This is a genomic window from Streptosporangium canum (assembly GCF_900113865.1).
Taxonomy (GTDB): domain Bacteria; phylum Actinomycetota; class Actinomycetes; order Streptosporangiales; family Streptosporangiaceae; genus Streptosporangium; species Streptosporangium canum.
Map to the genome: position 1 here is coordinate 1 of NZ_FOQY01000059.1, position 26948 is coordinate 26948.

The 26948-nt window shown below is 71.0% G+C and carries 27 protein-coding genes and 1 pseudogene; 13 read left to right on the plus strand and 15 right to left on the minus strand.

Annotated features, from left to right (window positions below; genetic code table 11):
• Both BM085_RS41055 and ligD read left to right on the plus strand, forming a co-directional pair.
• Window positions 1-192, plus strand: a 192-nt coding sequence (locus tag BM085_RS41055; protein WP_143121314.1) for a zinc ribbon domain-containing protein, incomplete at its 5' end; no start/stop codon positions are given.
• A gap of 89 nt (window positions 193-281) precedes the next feature.
• Window positions 282-1286 carry a non-homologous end-joining DNA ligase gene (ligD, locus tag BM085_RS41060; protein ID WP_093892147.1) on the plus strand — a complete coding sequence of 335 codons (1005 nt, stop codon included), beginning with the start codon at window positions 282-284 and terminating at the stop codon, window positions 1284-1286.
• 170 nt (window positions 1287-1456) lie between these two features.
• Here ligD and tcuA read toward each other — a convergent pair whose 3' ends face one another.
• Window positions 1457-2941, minus strand: a complete 1485-nt coding sequence (gene tcuA, locus BM085_RS41065; RefSeq protein ID WP_093892148.1) for an FAD-dependent tricarballylate dehydrogenase TcuA — start codon at window positions 2939-2941, stop codon at window positions 1457-1459.
• A gap of 33 nt (window positions 2942-2974) precedes the next feature.
• Window positions 2975-3685 carry a GntR family transcriptional regulator gene (locus BM085_RS41070; protein WP_093892149.1) on the minus strand — a complete coding sequence of 237 codons (711 nt, stop codon included), beginning with the start codon at window positions 3683-3685 and terminating at the stop codon, window positions 2975-2977.
• 197 nt (window positions 3686-3882) lie between these two features.
• On the opposite strand from BM085_RS41070, the gene BM085_RS41075 reads away from it, so the two are divergent.
• From BM085_RS41075 to BM085_RS41095, 5 genes are read left to right on the plus strand one after another with little or no spacing between them, the layout of a single operon-like run.
• Window positions 3883-5523, plus strand: a complete 1641-nt coding sequence (locus BM085_RS41075; protein WP_177245524.1) for a thiamine pyrophosphate-binding protein — start codon at window positions 3883-3885, stop codon at window positions 5521-5523.
• Entirely contained in the window at window positions 5520-6842 is a 1323-nt protein-coding gene (locus tag BM085_RS41080) for an MFS transporter (protein ID WP_093892151.1), read from the plus strand. Before BM085_RS41075 ends, BM085_RS41080 begins: the two co-directional genes overlap by 4 nt.
• A gap of 8 nt (window positions 6843-6850) precedes the next feature.
• Window positions 6851-8176, plus strand: a complete 1326-nt coding sequence (locus BM085_RS41085; RefSeq protein ID WP_093892152.1) for an MmgE/PrpD family protein — start codon at window positions 6851-6853, stop codon at window positions 8174-8176.
• Window positions 8173-9192, plus strand: a complete 1020-nt coding sequence (locus BM085_RS41090) for an asparaginase (protein WP_093892153.1) — start codon at window positions 8173-8175, stop codon at window positions 9190-9192. The genes BM085_RS41085 and BM085_RS41090 overlap by 4 nt, the downstream gene beginning before the upstream one ends.
• The gene (locus BM085_RS41095) at window positions 9176-10081 is read left to right on the plus strand and encodes a polysaccharide deacetylase family protein (protein WP_177245525.1); all 906 of its coding nucleotides are present in this window, start codon (window positions 9176-9178) and stop codon (window positions 10079-10081) included. Before BM085_RS41090 ends, BM085_RS41095 begins: the two co-directional genes overlap by 17 nt.
• A gap of 75 nt (window positions 10082-10156) precedes the next feature.
• On the opposite strand, the gene BM085_RS41100 is transcribed toward BM085_RS41095, so the two are convergent.
• From BM085_RS41100 to BM085_RS41115, 4 genes are all read right to left on the minus strand, one after another.
• Window positions 10157-11596, minus strand: coding sequence for an aldehyde dehydrogenase family protein (locus tag BM085_RS41100; RefSeq protein WP_093892155.1), 1440 nt, complete (start codon window positions 11594-11596; stop codon window positions 10157-10159).
• 109 nt (window positions 11597-11705) lie between these two features.
• Window positions 11706-12062, minus strand: coding sequence for a hypothetical protein (locus BM085_RS41105; RefSeq protein ID WP_093892156.1), 357 nt, complete (start codon window positions 12060-12062; stop codon window positions 11706-11708).
• Window positions 12063-12110: 48 nt separating this feature from the next.
• Window positions 12111-13151 (minus strand): ATP-dependent DNA ligase, encoded by a 1041-nt coding sequence (locus tag BM085_RS41110; protein WP_093892157.1) that lies wholly within the window; start codon window positions 13149-13151, stop codon window positions 12111-12113.
• A gap of 114 nt (window positions 13152-13265) precedes the next feature.
• Window positions 13266-13988: a pyrimidine reductase family protein gene (locus BM085_RS41115; protein ID WP_093892158.1), complete on the minus strand. Its 723-nt coding sequence runs from the start codon at window positions 13986-13988 to the stop codon at window positions 13266-13268.
• Window positions 13989-14113: 125 nt separating this feature from the next.
• Between BM085_RS41115 and BM085_RS41120 the strand changes: the two genes are divergently transcribed.
• A complete protein-coding gene (locus tag BM085_RS41120; protein WP_031159522.1) occupies window positions 14114-14518 on the plus strand; it encodes a hypothetical protein in 405 nt (134 codons plus the stop codon).
• Here the strand turns inward: BM085_RS41120 and glgX are convergent.
• From glgX to BM085_RS41135, 3 genes are all read right to left on the minus strand, one after another.
• A complete protein-coding gene (gene glgX / locus BM085_RS41125) occupies window positions 14515-16635 on the minus strand; it encodes a glycogen debranching protein GlgX (RefSeq protein ID WP_093892159.1) in 2121 nt (706 codons plus the stop codon). The genes BM085_RS41120 and glgX overlap by 4 nt on opposite strands.
• Window positions 16636-17206: 571 nt before the next feature.
• Window positions 17207-17635: an OsmC family protein gene (locus tag BM085_RS41130; RefSeq protein ID WP_086575802.1), complete on the minus strand. Its 429-nt coding sequence runs from the start codon at window positions 17633-17635 to the stop codon at window positions 17207-17209.
• A gap of 140 nt (window positions 17636-17775) precedes the next feature.
• Window positions 17776-19224, minus strand: a complete 1449-nt coding sequence (locus tag BM085_RS41135; protein ID WP_093892160.1) for an ankyrin repeat domain-containing protein — start codon at window positions 19222-19224, stop codon at window positions 17776-17778.
• A gap of 238 nt (window positions 19225-19462) precedes the next feature.
• Here BM085_RS41135 and BM085_RS41140 point away from each other — a divergent pair, with 238 nt between their 5' ends.
• The 3 genes from BM085_RS41140 (at window position 19463) to BM085_RS41150 (ending at window position 21649) form a co-directional block, all read left to right on the plus strand.
• The gene (locus BM085_RS41140) at window positions 19463-20257 is read left to right on the plus strand and encodes a DUF1707 SHOCT-like domain-containing protein (RefSeq protein ID WP_093892161.1); all 795 of its coding nucleotides are present in this window, start codon (window positions 19463-19465) and stop codon (window positions 20255-20257) included.
• 185 nt (window positions 20258-20442) lie between these two features.
• Window positions 20443-20940 (plus strand): SigE family RNA polymerase sigma factor, encoded by a 498-nt coding sequence (locus BM085_RS41145; protein WP_093892162.1) that lies wholly within the window; start codon window positions 20443-20445, stop codon window positions 20938-20940.
• Between the two features lies 1 nt (window position 20941).
• Window positions 20942-21649: a hypothetical protein gene (locus tag BM085_RS41150; RefSeq protein ID WP_093892163.1), complete on the plus strand. Its 708-nt coding sequence runs from the start codon at window positions 20942-20944 to the stop codon at window positions 21647-21649.
• 2 nt (window positions 21650-21651) lie between these two features.
• Here the strand turns inward: BM085_RS41150 and BM085_RS41155 are convergent, their stop codons facing one another.
• The 6 genes from BM085_RS41155 to BM085_RS47105 form a co-directional block, all read right to left on the minus strand.
• Window positions 21652-22413 carry a sirohydrochlorin chelatase gene (locus BM085_RS41155; protein WP_093892164.1) on the minus strand — a complete coding sequence of 254 codons (762 nt, stop codon included), beginning with the start codon at window positions 22411-22413 and terminating at the stop codon, window positions 21652-21654.
• Window positions 22410-23138 (minus strand): phosphoadenylyl-sulfate reductase, encoded by a 729-nt coding sequence (locus BM085_RS41160; RefSeq protein ID WP_093892167.1) that lies wholly within the window; start codon window positions 23136-23138, stop codon window positions 22410-22412. Before BM085_RS41160 ends, BM085_RS41155 begins: the two co-directional genes overlap by 4 nt.
• 82 nt (window positions 23139-23220) lie before the next feature.
• Window positions 23221-23364 (minus strand): hypothetical protein, encoded by a 144-nt coding sequence (locus tag BM085_RS41165; RefSeq protein WP_012893136.1) that lies wholly within the window; start codon window positions 23362-23364, stop codon window positions 23221-23223.
• 34 nt (window positions 23365-23398) lie between these two features.
• A complete protein-coding gene (locus BM085_RS41170; protein WP_093892165.1) occupies window positions 23399-25081 on the minus strand; it encodes a nitrite/sulfite reductase in 1683 nt (560 codons plus the stop codon).
• Window positions 25082-25227: 146 nt separating this feature from the next.
• A complete protein-coding gene (locus BM085_RS47645; RefSeq protein ID WP_350917820.1) occupies window positions 25228-25311 on the minus strand; it encodes a putative leader peptide in 84 nt (27 codons plus the stop codon).
• Window positions 25312-25398: 87 nt separating this feature from the next.
• Window positions 25399-25524, minus strand: coding sequence for a hypothetical protein (locus tag BM085_RS47105; protein ID WP_269323742.1), 126 nt, complete (start codon window positions 25522-25524; stop codon window positions 25399-25401).
• 95 nt (window positions 25525-25619) lie between these two features.
• On the opposite strand from BM085_RS47105, the gene BM085_RS41175 reads away from it, so the two are divergent.
• Window positions 25620-26456: a TIGR03084 family metal-binding protein gene (locus BM085_RS41175; RefSeq protein ID WP_093892166.1), complete on the plus strand. Its 837-nt coding sequence runs from the start codon at window positions 25620-25622 to the stop codon at window positions 26454-26456.
• Between the two features lie 33 nt (window positions 26457-26489).
• Window positions 26490-26612, plus strand: a pseudogene (locus BM085_RS41180) (YccF domain-containing protein); the annotation flags it as partial.
• Between the last annotated feature and the right edge of the window lie 336 nt (window positions 26613-26948).

The following is a 26948-nucleotide window of genomic DNA, read 5'->3' on the forward strand; positions in this document are numbered from 1 at the left end:
GTTATCCATGTCGATCCGGCCTACACCAGCCGGCAATGCTCGGCCTGCGGGCATACCGATCGGGCCAACCGGCCGGAGCAGGCCGTCTTTTCCTGTACGTCGTGCGGTTTCGCTGAGCATGCCGACGTCAACGCAGCCCGTAACATCGCCGCGCGCGGTGTAGCGGGCTGGGCAGTGAGTCACGCTGCCTGACGCGGACCAGACCGTCGAAGCCATCGACGGCGAGGAGCTGCAAGCTCGGTCGTTTACGGCCGAGAAGTTGACGGGGTAGCGTTCGGCCCATGGCATCGCCGTACATCGAACTCACGGTCGGGGACAGGGTCGTCAAGGTCACCAACCCCGACAAGGTCTACTTTCCGGAGATCGGGGCGACGAAGCGCGACCTGGTCGAGTATTACGTGAGCGTGGGCGAGGGGGCGCTGCGCGCGCTGTACGACCGCCCCACCTATCTCAAGCGCCATCCCGACGGGGTCGAGACCGAGGGCATCTACCAGAAGCGCATGCCCGCCAAACATCCCGAGTGGCTCCAGACGGTCACGGTCCGCTTCCCCAGCGGGCGCACCGCCGACGCGCTCCGGGTGACCGAGGTCGCCGCCATCGCCTACTGCGCGAACCTGGGGACCATCGACTTCCACCCGTGGCCGGTCCGCTCCTCCGACGTGGACCATCCCGACGAGCTGCGCATCGACATCGACCCGCAGCCCGGCACGGGCTTCGAGGAGGCGCGCCGGGTGGCCTTCGCGGTCCACGAGATCCTGCAGGAGCTCGGCATGGCCGGCTTCCCCAAGACCTCCGGCAGCCGGGGCATCCACGTCAGCCTGCGGATCGAGCCGCGCTGGGACTTCACCCAGGTCCGTCACGCCGCCATCGCCTTCGCCCGGGAGGTGGAGAGCCGGGTGCCCGACCTGGCCACCACCGCGTGGTGGAAGGAGGAGCGGGGGGAGCGGGTCTTCATCGACTACAACCAGAACGCCCGCGACCGGACCGTGGCCGCCGCCTACTCGGTCCGGGCCAAGCCGCACGCCCCGGTCTCGACCCCGCTCACGTGGGAGGAGCTGGCGGACGCCGACCCGCGCGACTTCGACATCCGGACGGTCCCGGCCCGGTTCGCCAAGCTGGGCGACGTGCACGCCGCGATCGACGACCGGGCCTTCTCGATCGAGCCCCTGCTGGAGTGGTTCGAGCGCGACGACCGGGGCGACATGCCCTATCCGCCCAACTACCCGAAGATGCCCGGCGAGCCGAAGCGGGTGCAGCCCAGCAAGGCGCGCGACGATTCCCGGTGAGTGACCGGGTCCGCGCCGACCGCCTCACCCGGCGCCGGCGCCGGGGCCGCCGAGCTCGCCGATCAGCCTGACCATGTCGGTGTGCCGGGAACCGGGGCCGGGTGAGGCGCCATCGTCGCGACCCGCGTCGCCTGATGGCCGCGTAGTCGTGCCGGGATTTGCCAGGTGCGTCAGGAGGTCAGGACGCCGGTCGACGCGAGTGCGGCGGCTTCGGCGCCTGCCCGGCGGCCGAACACCGAGCCGGCGGCGAGGCCGCTGCCGCCGGGGTAGTTGTGGAAGAACAGCCCGCCCGCCATCTCCCCGGCGGCGAACAGCCCGGGGATCACCTCGTCGGCCTCGTCGATGACGCGACCGGAGGTGTCGATCTTCACGCCTCCGAAGGTGAACGTGATGCCGCAGGTCACGGCGAACGCGAGGTAGGGAGGCTGGTCGAGGGGCTGGGCCCAGTTGCTCTTCGGCAGGGTGAGTCCGGTCGTGCCGAGCCCGTCCTTGACGGCCGGGTTGAACGGGCCGGGGCGGGTGGCCGCGTTGTACTCCTCGACCGTGGCGGTCAGCCCGGCGGCGTCGATGCCGGCCTGCTCGGCGAGCTCGGCGATCGAGTCTGCCTGGAAGCGGGAGACGCCGGGCGCTTCGTACTCGGCCTCGCGCAGCAGGGGCGCCGTCTTCGCGTCGAAGATCTGAAACGCGAGGGCGCCCGGCTGGCGCAGAATCTCCGCGCCGTACTTGGCGTAGGTGTAGTTGCGGATCTCGGCCCCCTCGTCGAGGAAGCGCCGGCCCGCCGTGTTGACCACGATGCTCAGCGGATATGACTGCTTGGTCAAGCGGTTCGTGAGCTCGAGGTCGCCGCTCTCGGGCGCTTTGGCGTCCCATGCCACGGCGTGGCAGCCACTCCAGTGACCCGCCGACTGCGCGCCCGCGCGTAGGGCGGCCGTGAGCACGCCGCCGGTGTTGTGCGGGGTGCCGCGCACCTTCGCGAGATCCCAGTTGGGCCCGAGATACTGCGCGCGCATCATCCTGCTGGCCTGAAACCCTCCGGCGGCCAGCACCACGGCGCCCGCCCTGAACTCCGTCGTGCCCGCCGCCACGCCGACGACGCGCCCGTCGGGATCGCGCAGGACGCGGTCGACGGCGGTGTCGCAGCGGACCCGTACACCGGCACGTTCGGCCGCCGCCAGGTGTTGCGCCACCAGTCCCTTCCCGCCGTCGACGGTGGCCAGCGGCAGGCCGCCCCAGAACCGGAAGCGGTTTTCCATCTCGTAGGCCTGGCGCTCGTACTGCAGGCGGAAGCGCACTCCGTGGCCGCGCATCCACCGCACGGTGTCCGCGACGCCGTGGACCATCGCGTCGGTCAGTGTGGGGTCACACCGTCCGAGCGTCACCCGGCGCATGTCCGCCGCGAAGTCGGCGGGACTGTAGGGATCGATGTCGGTGTACGGCAGGCGTTCGTCGGGGTCGTCGATGACGTCCGCGAGGTCTTCGATGTCCTGGTAGGTAGTGCGGATCGCTCCGGCTGTGAAGTAGGTGTTGCCGCCGATGGTCCCCTCGGAACCCTTTTCGAGCATCAGGACCCGCGCGCCCCGCTCGGCGGCCGCGTGCGCGGCGCAGAACCCTGCGTTGCCTGTGCCGACGACGATCACGTCCGCGTGGAAATCCATGGATGAAGATCCTTCTGGTCTTGGTGGGATGGGTCAGCCGGCAGTCGGATTCGTCCGCGTACGGACTCGTTTGGAGAGGATCCGGATGGCCGTCGCCTTGTGGAAGTGCTGCAGTGCGACGCTCTCCGCCGTGTCGGCGTCGCGTGCGGCGATCGCCGCGAGGATCGCCCGGTGCTCGTCGAGGGCCTGTCTCTGGCGGGCCTCTGAGCTCAGGGTGGTGGAGTTCAGCCGTTCGATCAGGGAGCGCGTCTGCAGCAGGAAACGCCTGAGCGCGGAGTTGCGGGCCGCGTCCCAGACCGCGTCGTGGAAGGCGTGGTTGAGCTCGACGATCTCGGAGACGTCGCCGCCTATGGCCGCTTCGAACCGCTCGGTGAGCTCCTCCAGCAGTGCGACGTCGAGATCGGTGCGGGTGGAGGCGGCGAGCCGGGCGGCCAGCGCCTCCAGCGAGTCGCGGACGGTGCACGTCTCGGACAGCTCGTCCGCGGAGAGCTCATTGACGAGCAGTCCGTGCTGCGACGCGCGCAGCAGGCCGTCCGACTGGAGACGGCGCAGCGCCTGCCCCGCAGGCGTGCGGCTCACGTTGGCCCGCGTCGCGATGTCGCCCTCGACCACGCGTATGCCCTCGGCCAGCTCGCCCCGGATGATCGCGTGCCGCAGGTAGTCGTACAGCTCGTCGGCAATGGGCCTGTTGCCGGGCAGTGTGATCGCCGGCGCGTCGACGTGAGCCTCGAAGGGTTCGTCCATGCATCAGAGAATACATGTGAATACCTTGGTATTCCAAGTAGCTCTTCGCCTCTACTCTCGGGCTCACGTGAGGCGGAAGTCGGGCTATAGATCGAACTGTTTCCGCACGTAGAGAGCTTATAGATCACAGAGAAACTCATCCTTGTGAGAAGGAATGCGGTCGAGTACAGTCGCATTCCATGCGAGATAGAACCGTTGTGGATGCTGTCACAGCAGCGCTCGTCGCCGAAGGCACAGAGGTGATCTTCGCGCTGATGGGTGACGGAAACCTGGACCTGCTCACGAAGGTCTCGATGACCGGGCGGATCAAGCTGGTGCACGCCTGCCATGAGCAGGGCGCGGTCGCGATGGCCGACGGCTACGCCCGTTTCTCCGGGAAGCCCGGAGTCGCGAGCGTGACCCACGGTCCCGGTCTGAGCAATACGGCCACGTCGCTGCTGACCGCGGTGGCCGCCCACTCCGCCGTGGTGCTCATCGCCCCCGACACCCCGACCGGAGACCTGAACCATCCGCAGCGGTTCGACCAGCAGTCGTTCATCCGGTCGACGGGCGCCATGTTCCGGCCGCTCCACCGGCCCGACACGGTGCACGCCGACACCGGCGCGGTGTTCCGGCACGTCCGGTTCGGCAAGGGTCCTGCGGTGCTGAACGCCCCTACCGACGTGCTGCTCGCCCCGCTGCCGCCCGACACGGTGCCCTACCAGCCGGCGGCCGAGCCACCGGCAGGACCGGCAGCGGACCCCGCGGCCGTCGACGCCGCGGTGGCAGCGCTCATCGCCGCGCGCAGACCGGTGATCCTCGTCGGCCGTGGCGTGCCGGCCGGGGACGCCGCCGCGCCGGTCGGTGAACTCGCCGACCTGCTGGGAGCCCCGATCACCACCTCACTCAAGGCCAAAGGGCTGCTCGCCACCCACCCGCGCAGCCTCGGCGTGGCCGGCGGGCTCGGGGCAGGCCCCGCCTCCCGCGCGCTGGCGGAGGCCGACTGCGTTCTCGTGCTGGGCGCCACCGCGAACCCGTGGACGACCGACGGCGGCCTGAACGGCGGCGTGATCGTCCACGTCGATCACGATGCCGAAGCGATGGGCAGGCACTCGCGGGCGGCTGTCGCCGTCGTCGGTGACGCCGCCAAGACCGTGGCCGTCCTGCGCGACCGGTTGACCGCCATCGGTGCGCGCACCGGCTGGACACCTCCCGCCGAGGAGAACGGCCGGGCCGGTTCCGCGGCCGACACCTCACCGGTCCACCCGCAGGACGTCGTCGACGCTCTCGACGCGGCGCTGCCCGAGGATCGTCTGCTGGTCGTCGACGCCGGTCACTTCGGCTCATACGCGCAGCAGACGTTGCGCAGCTGGGATCCCCGCCGATACGCCTTCACGCACGACTTCGGCGCGATCGGCCAGGCCCTGGGCGTGAGCATCGGCGCGGCCTTCGCCAGGGAGGGCGAGCGGGTCACGGTGGTGCTCGGCGACGGATGTCTGATGATGAGCCTCAACGAGCTCGCCACAGTGCGGCGTTACGGCCTCCCGCTGACCGTGGTGGTCATGAATGACGGGGGGTACGGCCAGGAGCGTCACAGCCTCAGGGCCAAGGGGCTCCCCGTCACGGAGTCCGAGCATGCGTGGCCGGACATCGCCGACATCGCCCGGGGTTTCGGAATACCCGCCCACTCCATCGAACGCGCCGCGGATCTCGCCATCCTGCCGCGGGTGCTGGCCGAGGAGACCGGGCCGGTTCTGTTCGACGTGCACATCGACCCGGACGCCCAGAATCGGGCGTTCGCCGACATAGCCGCTCGGCTGCGAGGTTCCTCGCCGGTTGTTGAAGGAGACGAACGTTGACGCGGATAGATACAAGTGACGGTGGCCCCGACACCGCAACCCCGACTCCGGCGGAGGCCTCCCGGGTCGCCAAGGCGGCGTTCATCGGGACCACGATCGAGTGGTACGACTTCTACATCTACGCGAGCACCGCGACGCTCGTGTTCGGCACGCAGTTCTTTCCCGCGATGTCCCCGGTCGCGGCGACGCTCGCCTCGTTCGCGACCATCGCGGTGGCCTTCATCGCCAGGCCGATCGGCGGCCTGATCTTCGCCCACTACGGCGACCGGGTCGGCCGGAAGACGACGCTGATCGCCTCCCTGATGCTGATGGGCATCAGCACGATGCTCGTGGGCGTGCTGCCGACCTATGCCACCGCCGGCGCGCTGGCTCCAGCCCTGCTCGTCCTGCTCCGCTTCGTGCAGGGCGCCGCGGTGGGCGGCGAATGGGGTGGCGCCATCCTGATGGCCACCGAGTTCGCGCCGCCCGGTAAGAGGGCTCGTCTGTCGAGCTGGGCGCAGCAGGGCGTCACCGCCGGTCTCGCGTTGTCGACGGCCGTCCTGCTGGCCGTGACCCTTCTGGTCCCCAAGGAGACCTACGTGGAGTGGGTCTGGCGGTTGCCCTTCCTTTCCAGTGCCGTACTGATCGTCGTCGGGCTGGTGATGCGGCTGCGCCTCGACGAGTCGCCGGTGTTCCAGGCCGGCAAGAAGACCGGCGACACGGCCGGCACGCGTCTTCCGATCGCGACCCTGCTGCGCGAGTCACGGCGCGCCGTGGTCCTCGCGACCCTCGCGTACGTGACCGTGAGCGCGACCTTCTACGTCGCCTTCGTCTTCCTGCTCTCCCATGCCACCGGGCCGTTGAAGATCAGCCAGGCGGCGGCGCTCACCGCGGTGCTGCTCTCGGCGGGGGCGTACAGCATCGGTCTGCGACTGTCCGCCGGGGTGGCCGACAAGCGCGGCCGTCGGACGGCGCTGCTGATGGGATTCTGCGGGATCCTGGTCGTCGTCTTCCCCTCGATCGCTCTCATCGAGACCGGCTCACCGGTCCTGTTCACCGTCGGCCTCGCGCTCCTGGCCTTCCCCGTGGGCTGTGCCTACGCCCCGATCGGCGTCTACTTCGCGGAGCTGTTCCCCACCGCGACCCGCTACTCGGGCATCACCGCCGCCAACCAGGGCGGATCACTGCTGGGCGCGGCGGTGGCCCCGTTCATCGCCATCGCGCTGTACAGCGCGGTCGGCATGTACGCCGTCGGCGCCTACGTGGTGCTGGTCACGATCATCAGTGCCGCCGCGGTGTGGGCCCTCGGTGAGACCCGGCACCTGAACCTTGAGCGGTGAGGAGAACCATGATCAGCATCGACACCGCCGTCCGGGTGGCAAGTGAGCTGGACCTCGTCCATGTCCCCGAGCAGACGTTGCGCCGCGCCCGGCTCGTCATCGCCGACACCGTCGCGGTCGCCACCGCCGGGGCCAGGACAGCGGAGATCGCCGCGCTGGTGGCCCTCGACGAGCGCGACGCGCTGGTGACCCCGGCGGATCGGGCCGGCCCGGGGCACACGGCGACGGTGCTCACGACACCGCGCCTGCGGGCCCATCCGGCGTACGCCGCGTTCCTCAACGCGACCGCGGGCACCAGCCTCGAACTCGACGAGGGCATGCGGCCCACGGGCCATCCCGGAATGCACGTGATCCCGGCGGCCCTCGCCGTCGCCGAACGTGTGCACGCGCCGGGCGCCGACCTCGTGCGAGCGGTCCTCGCGGGGTATGAGGTCAGCAGCCGGCTCTTCCGCACGTTCCGCCTGCGGCAGGGCGTCCACCCACACGGGCACATCGGCGCGGTCGGCGCCGCGGTCGCCGTGGCACTTCTCGACGGGACCGATCCGGTGACAGCGGCCACGATCGCGGCGACCAGCCCGCTGTTGTCCGTGTGGCAGGCCTGCTATGACGGCGCGACGGCGCGCAACGCCTACACCGGATACGCCGCGCAGAGCGGTATACGAGCCTCCGCCCTGGCCCGCGCCGAGTTCACCGGCTCAGCCGACGCGCTGGAGGTGGCGTTCGGCCAGATAGCGGGCGAGATCGTGGACGGGTCGGCGCTCACCGAGCCGTTGCGCTATGACGACCTCGGCATCTCTCGTAACTACTTCAAGGTCCACAGCGCCTGCGCCCTGTCGCACAGCGCCGTGGAGGCGGCACTGGCCATCACGCCCGTTCGCCCGGAGAAGATCCGCCAGGTGCGGGTCGACACGGTAGCCGTCAACCTGAAGATCGACCGGCAGCCGGCCGCGAACGACCTGTCCGGCCGGTTCTCGCTGCCCTACGCGGTGGCGACGGCGCTCGTCCTCGGCCGCAGCGACGTGGCGGCGTTCCGCTTCCGCCCCGAGGTCGCCGCCGTGGCCGAGAAGGTGCGGGTGAGCGTACTGCCCGAGTTCGAGGCCCAGTGGCCGGAGTCCGCCCCGGCGCGGGTGACCGTGGTGACCGATGACGGCTCCACGGCCGCGACCGTACAGAATCCGCGCGGCCACCACACGCGCCCTCTCACCGAGGCCGAGCACCAGGAGAAGTTCGCCACGCTCGTCGGCGACCGGCGGACAGCGACGGCGTGGTGGGAACGGTTCGACGGGCTGCTCGAGGTCACCGACTGCGCCGACCTGTTCGAGGGCGGGAAATGACCAGGGCAGTGGTGGGCCTGCTGGCCATGGGCGGCACCATCGCCACCACGTCCACCGCGGGCAGGGCCACCCCGCACCACGGAGCCGCCGATCTCGCGGGCATGCTCGGGGCCCTACCGGTCGACATCCGGGCGAGCGACGTGCGCACCATCTCCAGCCGGGCCGTCACGCCGGCGGACATGTGGACGCTCGCCGAGGCCGTACGCCACCAGATCTCCGCCGGTGCCGACGGCGTCGTGATCACGCACGGCACGGACACCCTGGAGGAGACGGCCTACGCCCTGGCCCTGCTCGTGGACACCGCCGTTCCCGTCGTGGTCACCGGGGCCATGCGTGCCCCGCATCTCCCCGGCGCCGACGGGCCGGCCAACCTCGTCGCCGCCGTCGTCGCGGCGCTCCACAGGCCCCTGGCCCGGTACGGCCCGGTGGTGGTGTTCCAGGATGAGATCCATGTGGCCCGGCTGGTGACCAAACAGCACAGCTCCCGGGTCGCGGCGTTCTCCTCCCCGTCCGCCGGGCCTGTCGGGTTCGTGATCGAGAACGAGGTCGAGCTCCTGCTCGGCCCCCCACCGGAGCCCGACCGGCTGACGGCCACGGCTCCGCCGGATGTGAAGGTGGAGCTCGTCATGGCGGTGGCCGGTTCCGACGGGACGCTGGTCGACGCGATCGCCGGCGACGTGGCCGGGCTCGTCGTCGCGGGCACCGGCGCCGGGCATCTCTCCCCGGCGCTGGCCGAAGCGGTCGTGCGTTCGGTGCGGTCGGGCCGGCCCGCCGTCCTGGCCAGCCGCTGCGGCGACGGCCCGATCCTTCGGCGCACTTACGGCGGCCCTGGATCGGAGACGCACCTGCTCGGCGAAGGAGTGCTCGCGGTACGGACCTTGTCGCCGGCCAAGGCACGGCTCAGACTGCTCTTCGGCCTGTCGGCAGGCCTGTCCGCCGGGGACCTCTTCCCTCCTCGCACCTCACCCACCACGCCCGACGGCGATGAAGGAGCTGACCGTGACCGCATCACGTGACTTCGTCGGATACGGCCAGAGTCCGCCGGAGTTCAGCTGGCCGAACGGCGCCCGGCTCGCCGTCAACTTCGTGGTCAACTACGAGGAAGGCGCGGAGCGCAACCTGCTCGACGGCGACACCACCCGCGAGACCCTGGTCGAGGCGAAGTACGACGTCCCCGAGGGGGAGCGGGAGCTCTTCGCCGAGTCGACCTTCGAGTACGGCAGCCGCGTCGGCATCTGGCGGATACTCCAGGCGCTGGACGATCACGGCGTCATCCCCACCGTGTTCGCCTCGGCCCTCGCGTTGGAGCGGAACGCGCCCGTGACAGAGGCGATCATCAAGCGGGGGTGCGACGTGGTCGGGCACGGCTACCGGTGGATCCCGCACACCGGCATGACCGTCGAGGAGGAACGCCGCAACATCGAGAACTGCGTCGCCGCACTGGAGCGTCTCACCCGCCGACCCGTCAAGGGCTGGTTCACCCGGCCGCCGAACACCGTGCACACCCGTTCGTTGCTGGCACAGGCCGGCCTGGCCTACGACGCCGGCTCGGTCAGCGACGACCTGCCGTACTGGGACCAGGTCGACGGGCGGCCGTTCCTCATCGTCCCCTACTCGCTGGACGTCAACGACACCAAGTTCTACAAGGGACAGTTCTTCACCGCCGACGACTTCGCCCGCTATGCCATCGACTGCTTCGACGTCCTGCTCGCCGAGAGCGCGCGGCATCCACGGATGATGTCGATCGGGCTCCACCCCAGGATCATCGGGAGACCGGCCCGGCTGGCGGGCCTGCTACGGGTGCTCGACCGGATCAGTGCGCGCGACGACATCTGGATCACGGGACGGGACGCCATCGCCGACTTCTGGCGAGAACGTTTTCCCCCAGCCGAGAGCGCGGCCTGAGGGGGTGTCCGGTCAGTGGACTGGTGAGGCGTCTACTAGGACATAAGCTGCAACCTACTCAAATCAAATGCCCTCTCAGGTCTGGATGATCGCGGCCTTCTCCCGGGTGTACTCCAGCACGGCGTCGTGCCCGTAGCCCGAGTCCTTGACGCCGCCGAACGGCAGGCCGGGCGGCATCTGGCGGAAGGTGTTCACCCAGACCGTGCCGCTCTGCAGGTCGCGGACGAACCGGTGGGCGCGGCCCAGGTCGCGGGTCCACACGCCCGCCGCCAGCCCGTAGGAGGAGTCGTTGGAGACGGCCAGGGCCTCGTCGTCGGTGTCGAACGGGATGGCCACGGCCACCGGGCCGAAGATCTCCTCCTGGCAGACGCGCAGCGCGTTGTCCGAGGTGGTGAACAGGGTGGGCGCCACCCAGTAGCCGCCGGGCAGGGACGGGACGACGTCGGCCCCGGTCTGGCCGCCGAACACCAGCTCGGCCCCCTCCTTCTCGGCGATGTCCAGGTAGGAGGCGACCCGTTCGTACTGTCCCTCCGACACGATCGGGCCCATCGTGGTGGCCATGTCGAGGGGGTCGGCCAGCCTGACACGCGCCGCGATCGCGGTGATCCGCTCGATCATCTCGTCCCAGACCGACCGGTGGATCAGGATGCGGGACCCGGCCACGCAGACCTGCCCGGCGTTCCCGGTGTAGATCGAGTTCACCGTCACGCCCTGGGCGGCGGCCTCCAGATCGGCGTCGGGGAAGACGATGTTCGGCGACTTGCCGCCGAGCTCGAACGTCAGCGGCTTGAGGTGGTCGGCCGACGCACGGGTGATGGCCTGGCCCGTCTGGGTGGAGCCGGTGAGGCTGATCTTGTTGACCCCGCGGTGCCGGACCAGCGGGTCCCCGACGTCCTCGCCGAGGCCGCTGACGATGTTGAGCACGCCGGGCGGGAGCACCTCGGCCAGCAGCTCGCCCAGCCGCAGCACGGAGGCGCAGGCCTGCTCGGCGGGCTTGACGATCACCGTGTTGCCCGCCGCCAGCGCGTAGGCCGCCTTGGCGGAGAAGGTCGAGATGGGGGAGTTCCACGGGATGATGCAGAGCGCCACGCCGTACGGCTCGCGCCGGGTGAGGCCCATGCTGCCGGGGCCGAGGATCACCGTCTCGCCCTTGACGGCGTCGAGCACCTGGCCGGCGGCGATCTGCCACAGGTGGGTCATGCCGGGCAGGTCCTTCTTCAGCGTGTCCCGCAGGATGCGGCCGTTGTCGGTGGTCTCGATCCCGGCCAGCTCCTCGGCGTGCCGGGCGAAGACCCCGGCCACCTCGCGCAGGAAGTGCGCCCGGCCCAGCGCGGGCAGGGCCGACCACTTCGGGAACGCCTCGCGTGCCGCCGCCACGGCGGCCTCGGCGTCGGCCCTGCCGGAGGCCGGGACGCGGGCCCACACCTCGCCGGTGGCCGGGTTGACCGAGTCCAGCGTGCGGCCGTCTGCCGCGGCCACCAGCCGCCCGCCGATCAGGTTGCGGTACTCGTTCACTGCTCACTCCCGCGTCAGCCGTACAGAAACGTGACCAAGCGTACGCTTGCTTGATCGTGCGGGAAAGCCGGAATTCGTGATCGGCGGTTGTGTCGGGGCGGTGGCCGGGCTAGCGGCGCCGGCCGAGGGCGAAGGACACGTTCACGCCCACGATGCCGAGCCAGAGGATCAGGATCACGAGTATGCCGTTATCGGTGGAGGCGGCGATGCCGGCCGTCGCGCCCACGCCGAAGAAGATGGAGGCGATGGACAGCGCCAGCCGCTGGCCGGCGTCCACGGACGGGCGGACCGCCGGGGCGTCCTTGCGGGAGCGGGCGGCGATCCGGTCGTCCACCCGCCGGTCGATCTCCTGGTCCATCTTCTCCAGGAAGCCCTCGACCAGGGAGTCTTCGTACTCGGGGCCGAGCTCGCGGCGGGCCGCGACGGCGGCCCTGAGCTCGTCGTCGGAGGAGGATGATCGCACCATAGTCGAGATATATCGTTTCTTTGTGCCCGTGTCTATGTGAATGCCGCTCTAACCGGCCAGGATGTCGTCCAGGTCGTAGGAGACCGGCCGCTCGAGCTGCTCGTAGGTGCACGACCCGGGAGTGCGGTCGGGGCGCCAGCGGCGGAACTGGGCGGTGTGCCGGAAACGGCGCCCCTCCATGTGGTCGTAGGCGACCTCCACCACCAGCTCCGAGCGCAGGGGCACGAACGACAGGTCCTTGGTGGCGCTCCACTTGGAGATCGCGCCGGGCAGTGAGGCGGCGCTCCAGGGATGGTCGCCGTCCCGGTCCACGTACGGGGCGAGCTCCTCGACCAGCTCGGCCCGGCGCTTCATCGTGAAGGACGCCGCGACGCCGACGTGGTGGAGCACGCCCTCGGCGTCGTGGAGCCCCAGGAGCAGCGACCCGACCACCGGGCCCGACTTGTGCTCCCGGTATCCGGCCACCACCACGTCGGCCGTCCGCTCGTGCTTGACCTTGGACATCACCCTCTTGTCCGGCTGGTACGGCAGGCCGCCCGGCTTGACCACGATGCCGTCCAGCCCCGCGCCCTCGAAGGCGTCGAACCACTCGGCGGCCCGCTCCTCGGACGTGGTGACCGGCGTCAGCCGCACCGCGTGCCCCGCGCCGCCGAAGATCGACTCCAGTCTCGCGCGGCGGGCCGAGAACGGGACCTCCAGCAGGGACTCCTCACCCAGGGCCGGCAGGTCGAAGGCGACGAACGACGCCGGGGTCCGCTCGGCCAGCAGCCGCACCCGGGAGGCGGCCGGATGGATGCGCTGCTGCAGGGCCTCGAAGTCGAGCGTCTGCCCGTCGCGGACGACGATCTCCCCGTCGACCACCACCCGGTCGGGCAGCTCCGCCCGCACCGCCTCGACCAGCTCGGGGAAGTAGCGCGTGAACGGCCGCTCGTTGCGGCTGCCGAGATAGACCTCGTCCCCGTCGCGGAACACCACGCACCGGAAGCCGTCCCACTTGGGCTCGTAGAACAGGGTGCCGTCCTGCGGCGGCAGGCTCCTGACGGCTCTGGCCAGCATCGGCGCGAGCGGCGGCGCGATCGGCAGCCTCATCCCGCCACTCCGGCCGGCCGTCCGGCGCGGCGCCCGGCCGCGAACTCACCCTGCTCGTCCACTACGGCTCCGAACATGTGTCGTCGTGCTCGACGGCGAACTCACCTCACCGGTTCACCGGGACTTTCGAATATAACGGGTGAAGAGGAAACCTTCCTCCTCCAGGACGTGGGCCAGGCGGAGCCGGGTGAGCGAGGCCGGGCCGTCGAGGACGCGGGCGGCGTCCCCGCCGATCAGCATCGGGCTCAGCGTGAGGCAGAGCTCGTCGACCAGGCCGGCCGCGGCGAGCTGGGCGTTGATCTTCGGCCCGCCCTCGCACAGCACCCGGCCCAGGCCGCGCTCGCCGAGCTCCTTGACCGCCGCCGCCAGGTCCACCCGGTCCCGCCCCGCCACGATCACGTCGGCGTGGGCGGCGGCCTCCTCGCGCCGCTCCCTGGGCGCGGCCTCGCAGGTGACGACGATCGTCCGGGCGTCCGGCCCGGCCTCGGCGAACAGCGGTCCCGTCAGGTCCAGGTCGAGCCGCCGGGTCACCACGGCCACCGGCGGGGCGGCCGGGCGGCCCTCGCGCAGCGGACGCCACGACTCCCTCGGCCGGGCCGGGCCGTACCCCTCGGTCCGCACGGTCGCCGCTCCCGCCACGATGACGTCGGCCAGCCCGCGCAGCACCCCGAAGATCCGCCGGTCGCCTCCGCCGGACAGGCCGCCGGACAGCCCCTCCAGCCAGGTCCCGCCGTCGGCGCTGGCCACCATGTTGACCCGGACGCACGGGCCGTCCGGGTAGGCGTAGGCCTGGGCGAGGTCGACGTCGCCGGCGGCGGCGGGATGGATAAGGCGCATCCCCCTACCTTGGCACAGTGGCGGATTAGGGAGCTTTTCAGCACGGTCAATAACGGATTCGACGCTCCTAGTGACTTCGGGTGACTCTCGTTACATGATTCGTTCTGGCGGATCTGGGAGGTTTTGTGGGGCTGGTCGCGATCGTGACCTGGTTGATCACCGCGATGGTCGGGATCTACCTGTTGTACCTGTGGCTGTCCGGCGGGGGGCTGCGCCAGCAGCGGACGAAGGTCACCAGCTTCCCCGCGGTGCTCGTCTTCGCCCATCCGGGCCTGGCGGTCTCCGCGCTGGGCTGCTGGGTCGTCTACGTGCTCACCGGCGAACGCGCCTTCGCGTGGGTGTCGTTCGGGGTGCTCGCGGCCTCCGCGCTGCTGGGCTTCACCATGTTCACCCGCTGGCTGGGCGGCGGCCGCCACGCGCGCGGCGCCGAACAGCGCTTCCCCGTCCTCGCCGTCCTGCTGCACGGCGTCGCCGGGGTGACCACGTTCGTCCTGGTGCTGCTCACCGCTGCGATCGCGACCGGACTCTAGGTCCTGGTGCAGCGGAGGATCTGCATGGAACGCGAGGTCACCGGGACCACGGCCTCCGGCGGCCAGAGCCCCTCGGCGGACCGTCCGTCCTTCGGCCCGTCGTCGGCGGTGTCCAGCACGGTCCGCCACTGCGCCCCGTACTTCGCGTCGGGGAGGGCGAAGTCCATGTCCTCGTGATGGCCGTTGATCAGCAGCAGGAACGAGTCGTCCAGGATCGGCTCGCCGCGCGGGCCCGGCTCGGTGATGGCGTCGCCGTTGAGGAAGACGGTCAGCGCCTTGGCGTAGCCGGTGTGCCAGTCGGAGGCCGACATCTCCTCACCCGAGGGGGTGAGCCAGACGATGTCGCGGGTGCCGTCGTCGGCCTTGCGGCCGTGGAAGAACCTGCGCCGCTGGAAGACCGGGTGCGCGCGCCGCAGCCCGGACAGGCTCCTGACGAAGTCCAGCAGGTCCTTCTCGTCCTTGACCAGCGACCAGTCGACCCAGGAGATCTCGTTGTCCTGGCAGTAGGCGTTGTTGTTGCCGCCCTGGGTCCGGCCGAACTCGTCGCCCGCCAGCATCATCGGCACACCCTGGGAGATGAACAGAGTGGCCAGGTAGTTGCGGCGCTGGCGGCGGCGCAGCCGCGTGATCTCCGGATCATCCACCGGCCCCTCGGCGCCGCAGTTCCAGGACCGGTTGTCGTCGGTGCCGTCGCGGTTGTTCTCCCCGTTGGCCTCGTTGTGCTTGCGGTTGTAGGAGACCAGGTCGGACAGCGTGAACCCGTCGTGGCAGGTGACGAAGTTGATGGAGGCCACCGGGCGGCGGCCGGAGGTGGCGTAGAGATCGGCGGAGCCGGTCAGCCGGGAGGCGAACTCGGGCAGCGCGGACCCGTTCCCGCGCCAGAAGTCGCGCACGCTGTCGCGGTACTTGCCGTTCCACTCCGTCCACAGGGGCGGGAAATTGCCGACCTGGTAGCCGCCGGGGCCCACGTCCCACGGCTCGGCGATCAGCTTCACCTGGGAGATCACCGGGTCCTGCTGGATCAGGTCGAAGAACGCGCTCAGCCGGTCCACGTCGTGCAGCTCGCGGGCGAGGGCGGCGGCCAGGTCGAAGCGGAACCCGTCGACGTGCATCTCCATGACCCAGTAGCGCAGCGAGTCCATGATGAGCTGCAGCGCGTGCGGGGAGCGGACGTTGAGGGAGTTGCCGCAGCCGGTGTAGTCGAGGTAGTAGCGCCGGTCCCCGTCGTGCAGCCGGTAGTAGGCCGCGTTGTCGATGCCCCGGAAGCCCAGCGTGGGCCCCATGTGGTCGCCCTCGGCGGTGTGGTTGTAGACCACGTCGAGGATGACCTCGATCCCGGCCTCGTGCAGCGCCCGCACCATCGCCTTGAACTCGAGCACCTGCTCGCCGCGCTGTCCCGAGCTGGAGTAGGCGTTGTGCGGGGCCAGGTAGCCGATCGTGTTGTAGCCCCAGTAGTTCGTCAGCCCCCGGGCGACCATCGCGTGCTCGGGCACGAACTGGTGCACCGGCATCAGCTCGACCGCCGTGACACCCAGGCTCAGCAGGTGCTCGATGACCGCCGGATGGCCCAGCGCCGCGTAGGTGCCGCGCTGCTCCTCGGGCACCGCCGGGTGGCGCATGGTGAGCCCGCGCACGTGCGCCTCGTAGATGACGGTCTGGTGGTACGGCGTGCGGGGCAGCCGGTCGTCGCCCCACTCGAAGAACGGGTTGACCACCACGTTCTTCGGCATGAAGGGCGCGCTGTCGTCGTCGTTGCGCTCGGTCGGATCGGTGAACGCGTACGAGAACAGGGCCTCGTCCCATGCCAGGTCGCCCTCGACGGCCTTGGCGTAGGGGTCCAGGAGGAGTTTGGAAGGGTTGCACCGGTGCCCGTGGGAAGGCTCGTGGGGGCCGTGGACGCGGTAGCCGTACCGCTGCCCCGGTGTGATCCCGGGGAAGTAACCGTGCCAGACGAACCCGTCCACCTCGGGCAGGTCGACGCGTTCCTCGCTGCCGTCATCTCCGAAAAGGCACAGCTCGACCCGCTCGGCCACCTCGGAGAACACCGAAAAGTTGGTGCCCACGCCATCCCAGGTGCCACCGAGTGGATACGGCTCTCCAGGCCAGACTTCGCGCATGTGGCCCTATTCTCCTCCAGTTAGGCCCTCGTGTGCAGGGTGTTGTCGTTCTTGTCACCCTTGTACGGCGGGGGAACGCGGACGGCCAGACCTGACGGGTCCGCGTCGCCGTGCATCGGGGGAGCTCACGAGGCGTTCAGGTCTTCTTCGGCTGCTGTCCTTCGATCGGATCGTGACCTGACCACATGGGGCGGCCCTCAGCCAGGTGGCCGCGACCGGAGCACGGCGTCGTCGGGTGCTCCGGTCACCAGATGGTGTGCCCAGCAGGGCGGGGATGCCTGAGTGTATGTGTCCCCGGACAGTGGCCGGACCCCCGGCGGAAAGGCCAGAACCTGCGCTTTCGCCGTGGCGGGCCGGACGGAGGGGCCCAGGGCGGGTCCGGGCCGGGGGAGCGGTGCCGGGCAGCCGGAAACCCGGGGCGGGGCCCGGAGAGGGCCGGGGCGGCTCGGGGCGGGGCCCGGAACGGGCCCGGAGAGTCCCGCGGGTGACCCGGAGCGGTCCCGGAAAGGGCCCGGCCGCCCGTGGCCACGCGCGTCCCAGCCGGGCACACGCGGCCACGGGGCGGCGCGGATCAGCTCAGCAGCTCGGCGTCGAGGCTGATCGTCGTGCCGGCGAGGGCCTTGCTCACCGGGCAGTTGGCCTTGGCCGTCTCGGCCGCCTTCTGGAACTCTTCGGCCGACAGGCCCGGCACCTGGGCGCGGACCGAGATGACGATCCCGGTGATGCCCTCGCCCGGCTGGAAGGTCACGTCGGCCTTGGTCTCCACCGTCTGAGGCGGGGTGCCCGCCTGTGCCAGCCCGTGGGACAGGGCCATCGAGAAGCAGGAGGAGTGCGCGGCCGCGATGAGCTCCTCCGGCGAGGTCTTGCCGTTGGCCTGCTCGGCCCGCGAGGGCCAGGACACGTCGAACGTGCCCACCCCGGAGGAGTCGAGCGAGACGGTGCCCGAGCCGTCGAGCAGCGCACCCTTCCACTGAGTCGTCGCGGTACGTGTCGTCGCCATGGCGATGTCCTTTCGATCACGAAGCGTTAGCCATCCACGACCCTACTCGCCGCGATCACCGTGATCGTCCGCGGAGCACCGGTTCGACACCTGTCCCCGGCGTCCCCGCCCGCCCCGCCCGTCCCGGCCCGCCCGGACGGCTAGGAACCGCGGACCAGGTCGCGGACGTACTCGTCGTCCTCGTCGCTCTCGGCGAGCACGCGCTCCACGCCCTTCTGCGCGCGGGCGTCACCCCGGGTGGCCAGGCCCCGCGTGGCCTCGGCGACCGTGCTCAGGTCATCGTCGTCGAGCCGCGCGGCCAGCGCGTCACGGATCTGCCCGCTGTCCTCCGACAGCCCCGCCAGGCCCATGGTCGCCCAGTCGCGCACCTCCTCGTCGGCGTCCTCCGTCATCGAGATGAGCAGCGCGAGCCCCTCACTGTGGCCGGGCGGCAGGACGGCGGCCAGCGCGGCCGGGTCGGCCTGGGTCCGGGCCCAGCCGTCGGCGGTGATGATCTCCAGCACCTCGGGCAGCGACCGCGGGTCGGCGTGGTGGCCGAGCGCGCCGAGCACCGACCGCAGCACGCGCTCGTCGCCCTCGGTGGCGGCCATCCGCCGCAGGATCGGCAGCGTCCGGTCGAGGAAGGGCTTCTCCTCCCCGCTGAAGCCGAACTCCGCGAGCACGTCGACGGCGAACTCCCGCTTGCGCGGGTCCTCGCTGACGCACAGCCGGGCCGCGGACTCGAAGGTGTCCTCGTCGGCCCGCCGGCTCAGCGAGCCGGCCACGGTCCACCAGGTCTCGGCCTCCTCGTCGACGTCCCGGTACGGCAGCGCCCGCTCGACCAGCTCGTCGAAGGGCAGGAACTCCGAGGACGCGTCCTCCAGCAGGGTCGCGATGGCCGCGTGGCCTCGCTGGCACTGGAGCTCGACCGCGCGCTCGCCGTCCGGCCCCACGGCCGCGACGGTCACCAGGTCGGTGCCGTCCGCGGCGCGGCTGCGGCCCACGACGAACTGGGAGCCCTCGGGGGCCTGCTCGGTGACCTGCTCCAGCAGCGCGCTCTCCAGCTGCGTGCCCAGCCAGTCGTAGGCGATGGCCAGCGGCGTGTCGCCCTCGCCGTCCGACCGGGTGGGGTCGGCCCCGGCCTCCAGCAGCGCGCTCACGGCGCCCAGCGCCCCGCGCCGGGTGGCCAGGGTGAGCGCGGTCTCGCCGCTGTCGTTGGCCTCCTCTGCCTCGGCCCCGGCCGCGAGGAGCACCTTGAGCGCGTCGGCCTGCCCGTTGGCGGCGGCCCAGAGCAGGGCGCTCCATCCGCCGCTCTCCCGCCCGGAGGGCTCGGCCCCGGCCTCCAGCAGCGCCTCCACGACGTCGGCGTGGTTCCAGGCCGCGGCCCCGGACAGCGGCAGCCCCTCGTCCTCGCCGCCGCTGGCCCGGTTGGGATCGGCCCCCGCCGCCAGCAGCGCCCGCACGATCGTCACACGGCCGTCGGTCGAGGCCCGATACAGGGCCGTGGTCTCCCCGGCGCCGTCCGGGTCGGCGCCCGTACCGCTCTGGAGCAGGCGCTCGACCCGCTCGGCGTCGTTCCCGGCCACCGCGTCCAGAAGTTCTTCATACATGCCTCCGGATCATAGGTGGCCGACAGACCCGCCGGTCGCCGCGGCTCGGTGGCCGCAGCCCCGGACCTGCACCTCGGCGATGTCCGGGTGCCGCGCCGCCGTGCCGTCCGGGGTGCCGTGAGCACGCCGGACCCGTGCCGCGCGGGACCCCGGGTGTACGCGCCGTCCGGGATGTAGGCCGCAGCATCCTCCTTGGGAAGGATCCACCCCGGAGAAAACTCGCGATATGTTGTGAGTTATGAACGATCCCGGAGTGATACGGGCCTCGGACGCCGAGCGGGAGGCCGTCGTCGAGCGGTTGCGTGTCGCCTCCGTCGAGGGACGCCTGACCCTCGGCGAGCTGACCGAGCGCACGGAGGCGGCCTACACCGCCGTCACCCAGGCCGAGCTGGCCGTCATCACCTCGGATCTGCCCGCCGACGGCCGGAGCCAGGGGCCCGCCCCCGCCTACGCGCCCGATCCGGCGCCGCAGGGCGGCCGGGCGCGGCGCTGGTTCGTGGCCGTCATGGGCGACTCCAAGCGCCGGGGCAAGTGGCGGATCGACCAGGGGCTCGGAGCGGTCGCCGTCATGGGCGACGTCGTGCTCGACCTGCGTGAGGCCGAGGTCCGCACCGGCGTGGTGGACATCGTGGCCGCCGCGGTCATGGGCGATGTGAAGATCATCGTTCCGGACGGCGTGGACGTCGACCTCGAAGGCATCGCGATCATGGGCGACAAGAAGGTCCAGGTCCTCGAGGCCCCTCCCGGCATGAACGTGCCGGTCATCCGGGTCAAGGCGTACGCCGTCATGGGCGACGTCAGGGTGATCGGCGACTCCAAGGCCAAGCCCGTCAAGAAGGCCTGGGCCGCCTGGCGGGAGCAGTGGCGCGAGCTGCGCGGCGAGCTCATGGGCGAGCCGCAGCGCCCCCTGCCGCCGCCCGGCCCGCACCAGCACCTCGACCCGCACTGGCACTCCGGCCCCCAGCAGCGCTCCGGCCCCCACCGGCCGGACCCCTCCCAGGGCCCCTACCCGCCGCAGCCGCCGGGTTACTGACGCCTCACCACTGAGAGCGGTCGCCTGCTTCTCACTGTGCACGGCTCGCGGTGATCGCCGCCGGTCCGGCGGCGAGGTCCCTCATCTCCTCCGGTTCCGGCTGAGACATCCCGGACCGCGTGCAACGTCTCCGGGGGGCCGGAGCGTAGTGATCGGTGACAGACACCGAACAGTGAGGATCCCGAATGCGAGATCGGGCCGACTTCGAGCGCTACGTGGAGCAGCGCTCGGCCCGGCTGCTGCGGACCGCCTACCTGCTGTGCCGCGACTGGGGCACGGCGGAGGATCTCCTGCAGACGGCCCTGGCCAAGGCGTGGTCCGCCTGGCGGCGGGTGGGTGACGACCCCGACCCGTACGTCTACCGCATCCTGGCCAACACCCACGCCTCCTGGTGGCGGCGTAGATGGCGGGCGGAGGTGCCGACCGGAGTCCTGCCCGACGTGGCGGAAGAGGACCCGACGGGCGAGGTCGGGGCGCGTGAGGCGGTCCGGCACGCTCTGGCCGGGCTGCCCGACCGGCAGCGGACCGTGATCGTCCTGCGTTACTTCGCCGACCTGCCCGACCCGCGGATCGCCGAGATCCTCGGCTGCTCGGTGGCGACCGTCCGCAGCCAGGCCAGCCGGGCACTGGCCAAACTACGCGTCGATCCCGCGGCGGTCGCCGCGATCACCACGGGGAGCTGAGATGACGATCACCGAATCCGAGCTGCGCGAGATCCTGGACCGGGAGAGCGACGACGGTCTGCACGGGGGCGTGACCGTCGCCGACGTCGACCGGCGCGTCCGCAGGATCAGGCGCCGCCGCCTCCGGGCACTGGGGGGCACGGTCGCGGCGGGACTCGCCGCCGCGCTGGCGTTCACCCTGCCCGAGGGGGGCGCCGCCCCGGCCCCCGACGACCTCTGGACCGGGGTCATGGCCCAGCCGTCACCGCGGTACGGCGCCCGCACGATCACCGACACCATCCTGGCGAAGAAGTTCTCGGCCATGGGGGAGCGGGTCGCGTTCGTCCTCCCCGAACGGCGGCGTGAGTGGATGTTGTGGGTTCAGGTCCGCTGCCCGCGCCAGGCGGAGGTCCTCTACTGGGAGGAAGGCGTCTACCAGAATGCCCAGCTCTGCAACGAGCTGCCGAAAGAGGGGAACCAGTCGGAGTTCTTCACCAGCCTGACGGTGGAGAACGACATCAAGCGCCTGGAGGTCGCGGTGGTCCCGCCCGGCTCGATCAGGAAGCTGGGGCGGCCGCTGATCAACGACAAGGACGCCCGGCAGGTCGTGAGGGATGCCGGAAAGAGCCGTGCCGACATGAGCATCCTGGCCATGACCAGCCGGATCGAGTCGTGCGACAGCGGACCCGGCTGTCGTTTCGCGGATGAGAACCGGTTTCCCCCGGGCTGACGTCAGGCGGTCGCGAAGGCCCTCTCCCGCCGCACGGCCCGCTCGTAGCGTTCGACCAGCACGGCCGCGAGCTCGGGGGCGGCGCCGAGCACGTCGGCGACCGCCCAGGCGCCCGCGGCCAGGGTGTCACGGCGGATCTTGTCGGCGAAGTGGCCCGGCGCCAGCAGGTAGGGGGCCACCACCACACGCGGGGCTCCGGCGTCGAGGAGCCGCCGGACCTCCCGCTCGGGGGTGGGGGCGGCGGCCGAGGCGTAGGCGGCGGTCACCGACCACCAGCCGCGCCGGCCGGCCCAGTCTCCGGCCACCCCCGAGACCGTCGCGTTGGCCCGGCGGTCGCTGGAGCCCGCCGAGACCAGCACCACCGCGGTGCCGGGATCGCCGGGCTCCACCCCGGCCTCGGCCAGGCGCCGCTCCAAAGCGGTGAGCAGCAGGGGATGGGGGCCCAGGGTCGCGCCCCGGTGCACGCGCAGCAGCGGCCGGCGGGCCGTCACCCCGGCGAGCGCGCCGGGGATGTCCACGCGGCTGTGGTAGGCCTCGGTGAGCAGCAGCGGCAGGACCACCGCCTCGGCCAGCCCGGACAGCGCCCCGGCGAGCGTCGGGGAAGCGTGGTCGAGGTAGGCGGCGCGCACCGGGATCTCCGGGCGTGCCCGCCGTACCAGGTCGAGGAGCTCCTCCACCGTCGCGGCGGCGCGCGGGTCACGGGACCCGTGCGCCGCCGCGATCAGCGGGATCGCGGGCGTCGCGCCGGGGACGCGCCACGTCATAGATGCAGCCCGCATTCCGTCTTGGCCATCCCGGCCCAGCGGCCGCTGCGCGGGTCCTCTCCCGGGGCGACCTGACGGGTGCAGGGGGCGCAGCCGATCGAGGGGTAGTCGTCGTAGTGCAGCGGGTTGATGAGCACGCCGTTGTCGGCCATGTAGTTGTCGACGTCGTCCTGCGTCCACCGGGCGATCGGGTTGATCTTGACCATCTGGCGCTTGGCGTCCCACTCCACGACCTTGACGCCGGCGCGGGTGACGGCCTCGTCGCGGCGGATGCCGGAGACCCAGGCGAGATACGGCTCCAGCGCCCGGTTGAGCGGCTCGACCTTGCGCAGGTAGCAGCAGAGGTCGGGATTGCGGCCGAACAGGCGCGGACCGAGGTCGCGCTCCTGCTCGGCCACCGTCCGGGACGGCTGCACGTCGATCACGTTGACGTCGTAGACCTGCCGCACGGCGTCACGGGTGCCGATCGTCTCGGCGAAGTGGTAGCCGGTGTCGATGAACAGCACGTCCACCCCCGGCTTGACCCGGCTGACCAGGTCGATCAGCAGCGCGTCGCTCATCGAGGAGGTCAGGCAGAGCCGGTCGCCGAAGGTGGCCGCGGCCCAGCGGATGATCTCCAGCGCGGAGGCGTCCTCCAGGAACCGCGCGGCCGACTCGACGATGTCCTGCAGGTCGAGCGCGCCGCGCTGCTGCCGTAGTCCGACTTCGATGTCCACCAGTGTCATGTCGCTCACCACTCCTCAATCGCCACGTGGGCCGCCCACGCCTCGCGGGCCGCCGCGCTCACCGGGCCGGGTCCGCCGGCCGTCATGACCGCACTCCGATGCCCAGGAACTTCAACTTGAAGGCGCGGACGCACGAGCGGCAGTACCAGCCGCCGTCGCCCTCGTAGGGTTCGAGATCCTCTTCACCGCAGTAGGGGCAGTGGAAGGGGACCGCTCGCTCGCTCATCGGCCCGCCCTCCCCCCGCGGCCCGCCGGGCGGCTCACTTGAGGTCCGCCTCGTCGGCGCGCTGGACCCAGCCGGAGAAGGTCTCGCCGTCGTTCTTCTGCTTCTCGAAGTTCCTGACGACGCGCTCCACGTAGTCGGGAAGCTCCTCGGCGGTGGCCTTCAGGCCGCGGACCTTGCGGCCGAAGCCCGGGTTGACGCCGAGGGAGCCGCCCAGGTGGATCTGGAAGCCCTCGACCTGCTCGCCCTTGTCGTTGACGACGAGCTGGCCCTTGAGGCCGATGTCGGCGACCTGGATGCGCGCGCAGGAGTTCGGGCAGCCGTTGACGTTGATGGTCAGCGGCTCCCTGAAGTCGGGAAGGCGCTGCTCCAGCTCGTCGATCAGGTCGGAGGCGGTGGCCTTGGTCTCGACGATCGCCAGCTTGCAGAACTCGATGCCGGTGCAGGCCATGGTCTGGCGGCGGAAGGTGGAGGGGTTGACCCGGAGGTCGTTGGCCTCCAGCTCGGCGACGATGCCGTCGACCCGGTCGGGGGCGACGTCGAGGATGACCATCTTCTGCTCGACCGTGGTGTGCACCCGCCCGGAGCCGTGCCGCTCGGCGATGTCGGCGATCAGGTGCAGCTTGTCGCCGTCGAGGCGGCCGACCCTGGGCGCGAAGCCGACGTAGAAGTTGCCGTCCTTCTGCGGGAAGACGCCCACGTGGTCCCGGCGCCCGCCGCGCGGCTGCTCGGGCGCGGGGCCGTCGGGCAGCGTGTGGCCGAGGTATTCCTTCTCCAGGACGTCGCGGAACTTCTCGACCCCCCAGTCGTTGACCAGGAACTTGATCCGGGCCCGGTGGCGCAGGCGGCGGTAGCCGTAGTCACGGAAGATGCCGATCACGCCGCCCCAGACCGAGGTGACCTGCTCGGGGGTGACGAAGACGCCCAGCCGCTTGGCCAGCATGGGGTTGGTCGACAGGCCGCCGCCCACCCACAGGTCGTAGCCCCTCTCGCCCCGCTCGTTGACGACGCCCACGAAGGCGATGTCGTTGATCTCGTGCACGGTGCAGTGCGCCGGGCAGCCGCTCACCGCGGTCTTGAACTTGCGGGGCAGGTTGGAGAAGGCCGGGTCGCCGATGTAGGTGTCGTAGATCTCGTCGATCTGCGCGGTGCCGTCGAGGACCTCGTTGTCGTCGATCCCGGCCAGCGGGCAGCCCAGGATGACGCGCGGGGTGTCGCCGCAGGCCTCGGTGGTGGACAGGCCCACCGCCTCCAGCCGCTTCCAGATGTCGGGGACGGCCTCGATCTCGATCCAGTGGAGCTGGATGTTCTGCCGGTCGGTGACGTCGGCGGTGCCCCGGCCGTAGAGGTTGGAGATGTCGGCGATGGCGCGGAGCTGTTCGAGGTTGAGCCGCCCGCCGTCGATCCGGACCCGGAGCATGAAGTAGCGGTCGTCGAGCTCCTCCGGCTCCAGGATCGCGGTCTTGCCGCCGTCGATCCCCGGCTTGCGCTGGGTGTAGAGCCCGTACCAGCGCATCCGGCCCCGCAGGTCGGCCGGGTCGATGGAGTCGAAACCGCCCTTGGAGTAGATGTCGATGATCCGCTGACGGACGTTGAGCCCGTCGTCGTTCTTCTTGTTCTCTTCGTTCTTGTTCAGCGGTTCGCGGTAACCGAGAGCCCACTGACCTTCGCCGCGCGGGCGCTTGTGGTGGCGGTTAGCCGGCTTGGCCGGGGTCGTCATGTGCGCGTCCTTTGGATCGTTGGAATGATTTCCGGACACGCACAGACAGCACCTCCCGCCTCATCGTCGAGTGTGGGGGTCGCTTTACTCGCAAGGAGGACGCCTGTCGCGCGCCCGAGCTGGGTGAAATCAGCGGAGGGCGACGGTCAACGGACGTCACAACAGATGGCACTGCGGACACGCAGAAGGTCGACGTGGCGTCGCACGACGAGCAATGGGTCCGCTGGCATGGCACCGACGATACCTTGGTCGTCCGAGATGTCCAATGTCGGGTCCACACTCTGGACTCTCTCCAGGCCCAACCTTGGCTGTGGGACTCACCCCTGGCGCGGCCAGTCCATCGAGGACTCCCGGGGCCGCTGGACGTCCTGGTGCTGGCAGTCGCACCACGAGCCGCCCCGGCACTCCTCGTGACGACGGTCCTTGCACTGTTGGCAGATCACCCTTCCATTGTGGGGTGCCCCCCACCGGCCGCGGGGCTGTCCCCCTGGAACATCACTCGTCTACCCTTGCCTGGGCTGGAACGAGGAGGCGCGCCATGGGGCTGATGGACGAGTTGCAGGCCGATCTGCGCGCGGAGACCGCCGAGCTCGACGCGATGGTCCGCGGGCTCGACCCGGCGTCCTGGGAGCTGCCCACCCCCGCCGAGGGCTGGGCGGTGCGCGACCAGATCAGCCACCTGGCCTGGTTCGACGACGCCGCCACCGCCGCCGCGACCGACCCCGGTGGCTTCCGCGCCACGCTGCCGGCCTTCCTCGGCCGCGGGGAGTCCGCGATGGACGAGCTCGCGGCCGCCTCGCGCGGCCTCACCCCCGGCCAGGTCCACGAGTGGTTCCGCGCCGCCAGGGCCCGCAGCCTGGACGCCTTCGCCCGGCTCGACCCCGGGGCCAGGCTGCCCTGGTACGGCCCCGACATGTCGGCCGCGTCCTTCGTCACCGCGCGGCTGATGGAGACCTGGGCCCACGGCCAGGACGTGGCGGACGCGCTCGGGGTCGTGCGCGTCCCGACCGCCCGGCTCAGGCACGTGGCGACGCTCGGCGTCCGGGCCATGCCGTACGGCTTCGCGGTGCGCGGCCTGACCCCGCCCGCCGATCCGATCCGGGTGGAGCTGACGATGCCCGACGGCTCGCGGTGGACGGCGGGGCCGGCCGGCGCCGCCGACGTTGTCAGGGGCACGGCGCTCGACTTCTGCCTCCTGGTGGTCCAGCGCCGCCACCTCGACGACACCTGCCTGGAGCTGCGGGGCGAGGGCGCGCGGGCCTGGGCGCGGGTCGCCCAGGCGTTCGCCGGGCTGCCGGGCAAGGGACGGGCGCCACTCGGATCGGGACGCTCCTCGGGGCTCCCCTCAGGGCTCTCTCAGGGGCAGACCCGATAGAAGCGGTCAGATCCGGCCTGACATGCTCAGATCATGCGGACTCTGTTGAATGTCATCTGGCTGGTGTTCGCGGGGATCTGGCTGGCCATCGGCTATGTCGTCGCGGGCATCATCTGCTGCGTTCTGGTAATCGCCATCCCCTTCGGGATGCTTTCTCGAGGTTCAGCGTGATCTGGCGTGGAACCCCGGGCGTTTACGCCCGGGAGGAAACGACAGCGCGGGAGGGCCTCCAGGCCCGATCGGTGCCGTGACAGTTGGTTCACGTGAGCTGCTCAGCCCGGCCGTTTCTGGTTCTCGAGGTACTCCTCGATGATCGGCGGCGGGGCGCCGCCGCATGAAGCGGCGAAGCAGGGCGAAGGAGGGCGGGGACCAAAAGTGCCCGCCCCGCAGATAGGCGTGAAGACCACGTGGGCGTGAAGGCTGTGGACGACGGTCCGGCCTCTCCGAATATCGGGGTTCGGTTCCCATCACGGTGACATGGACCGAATGATA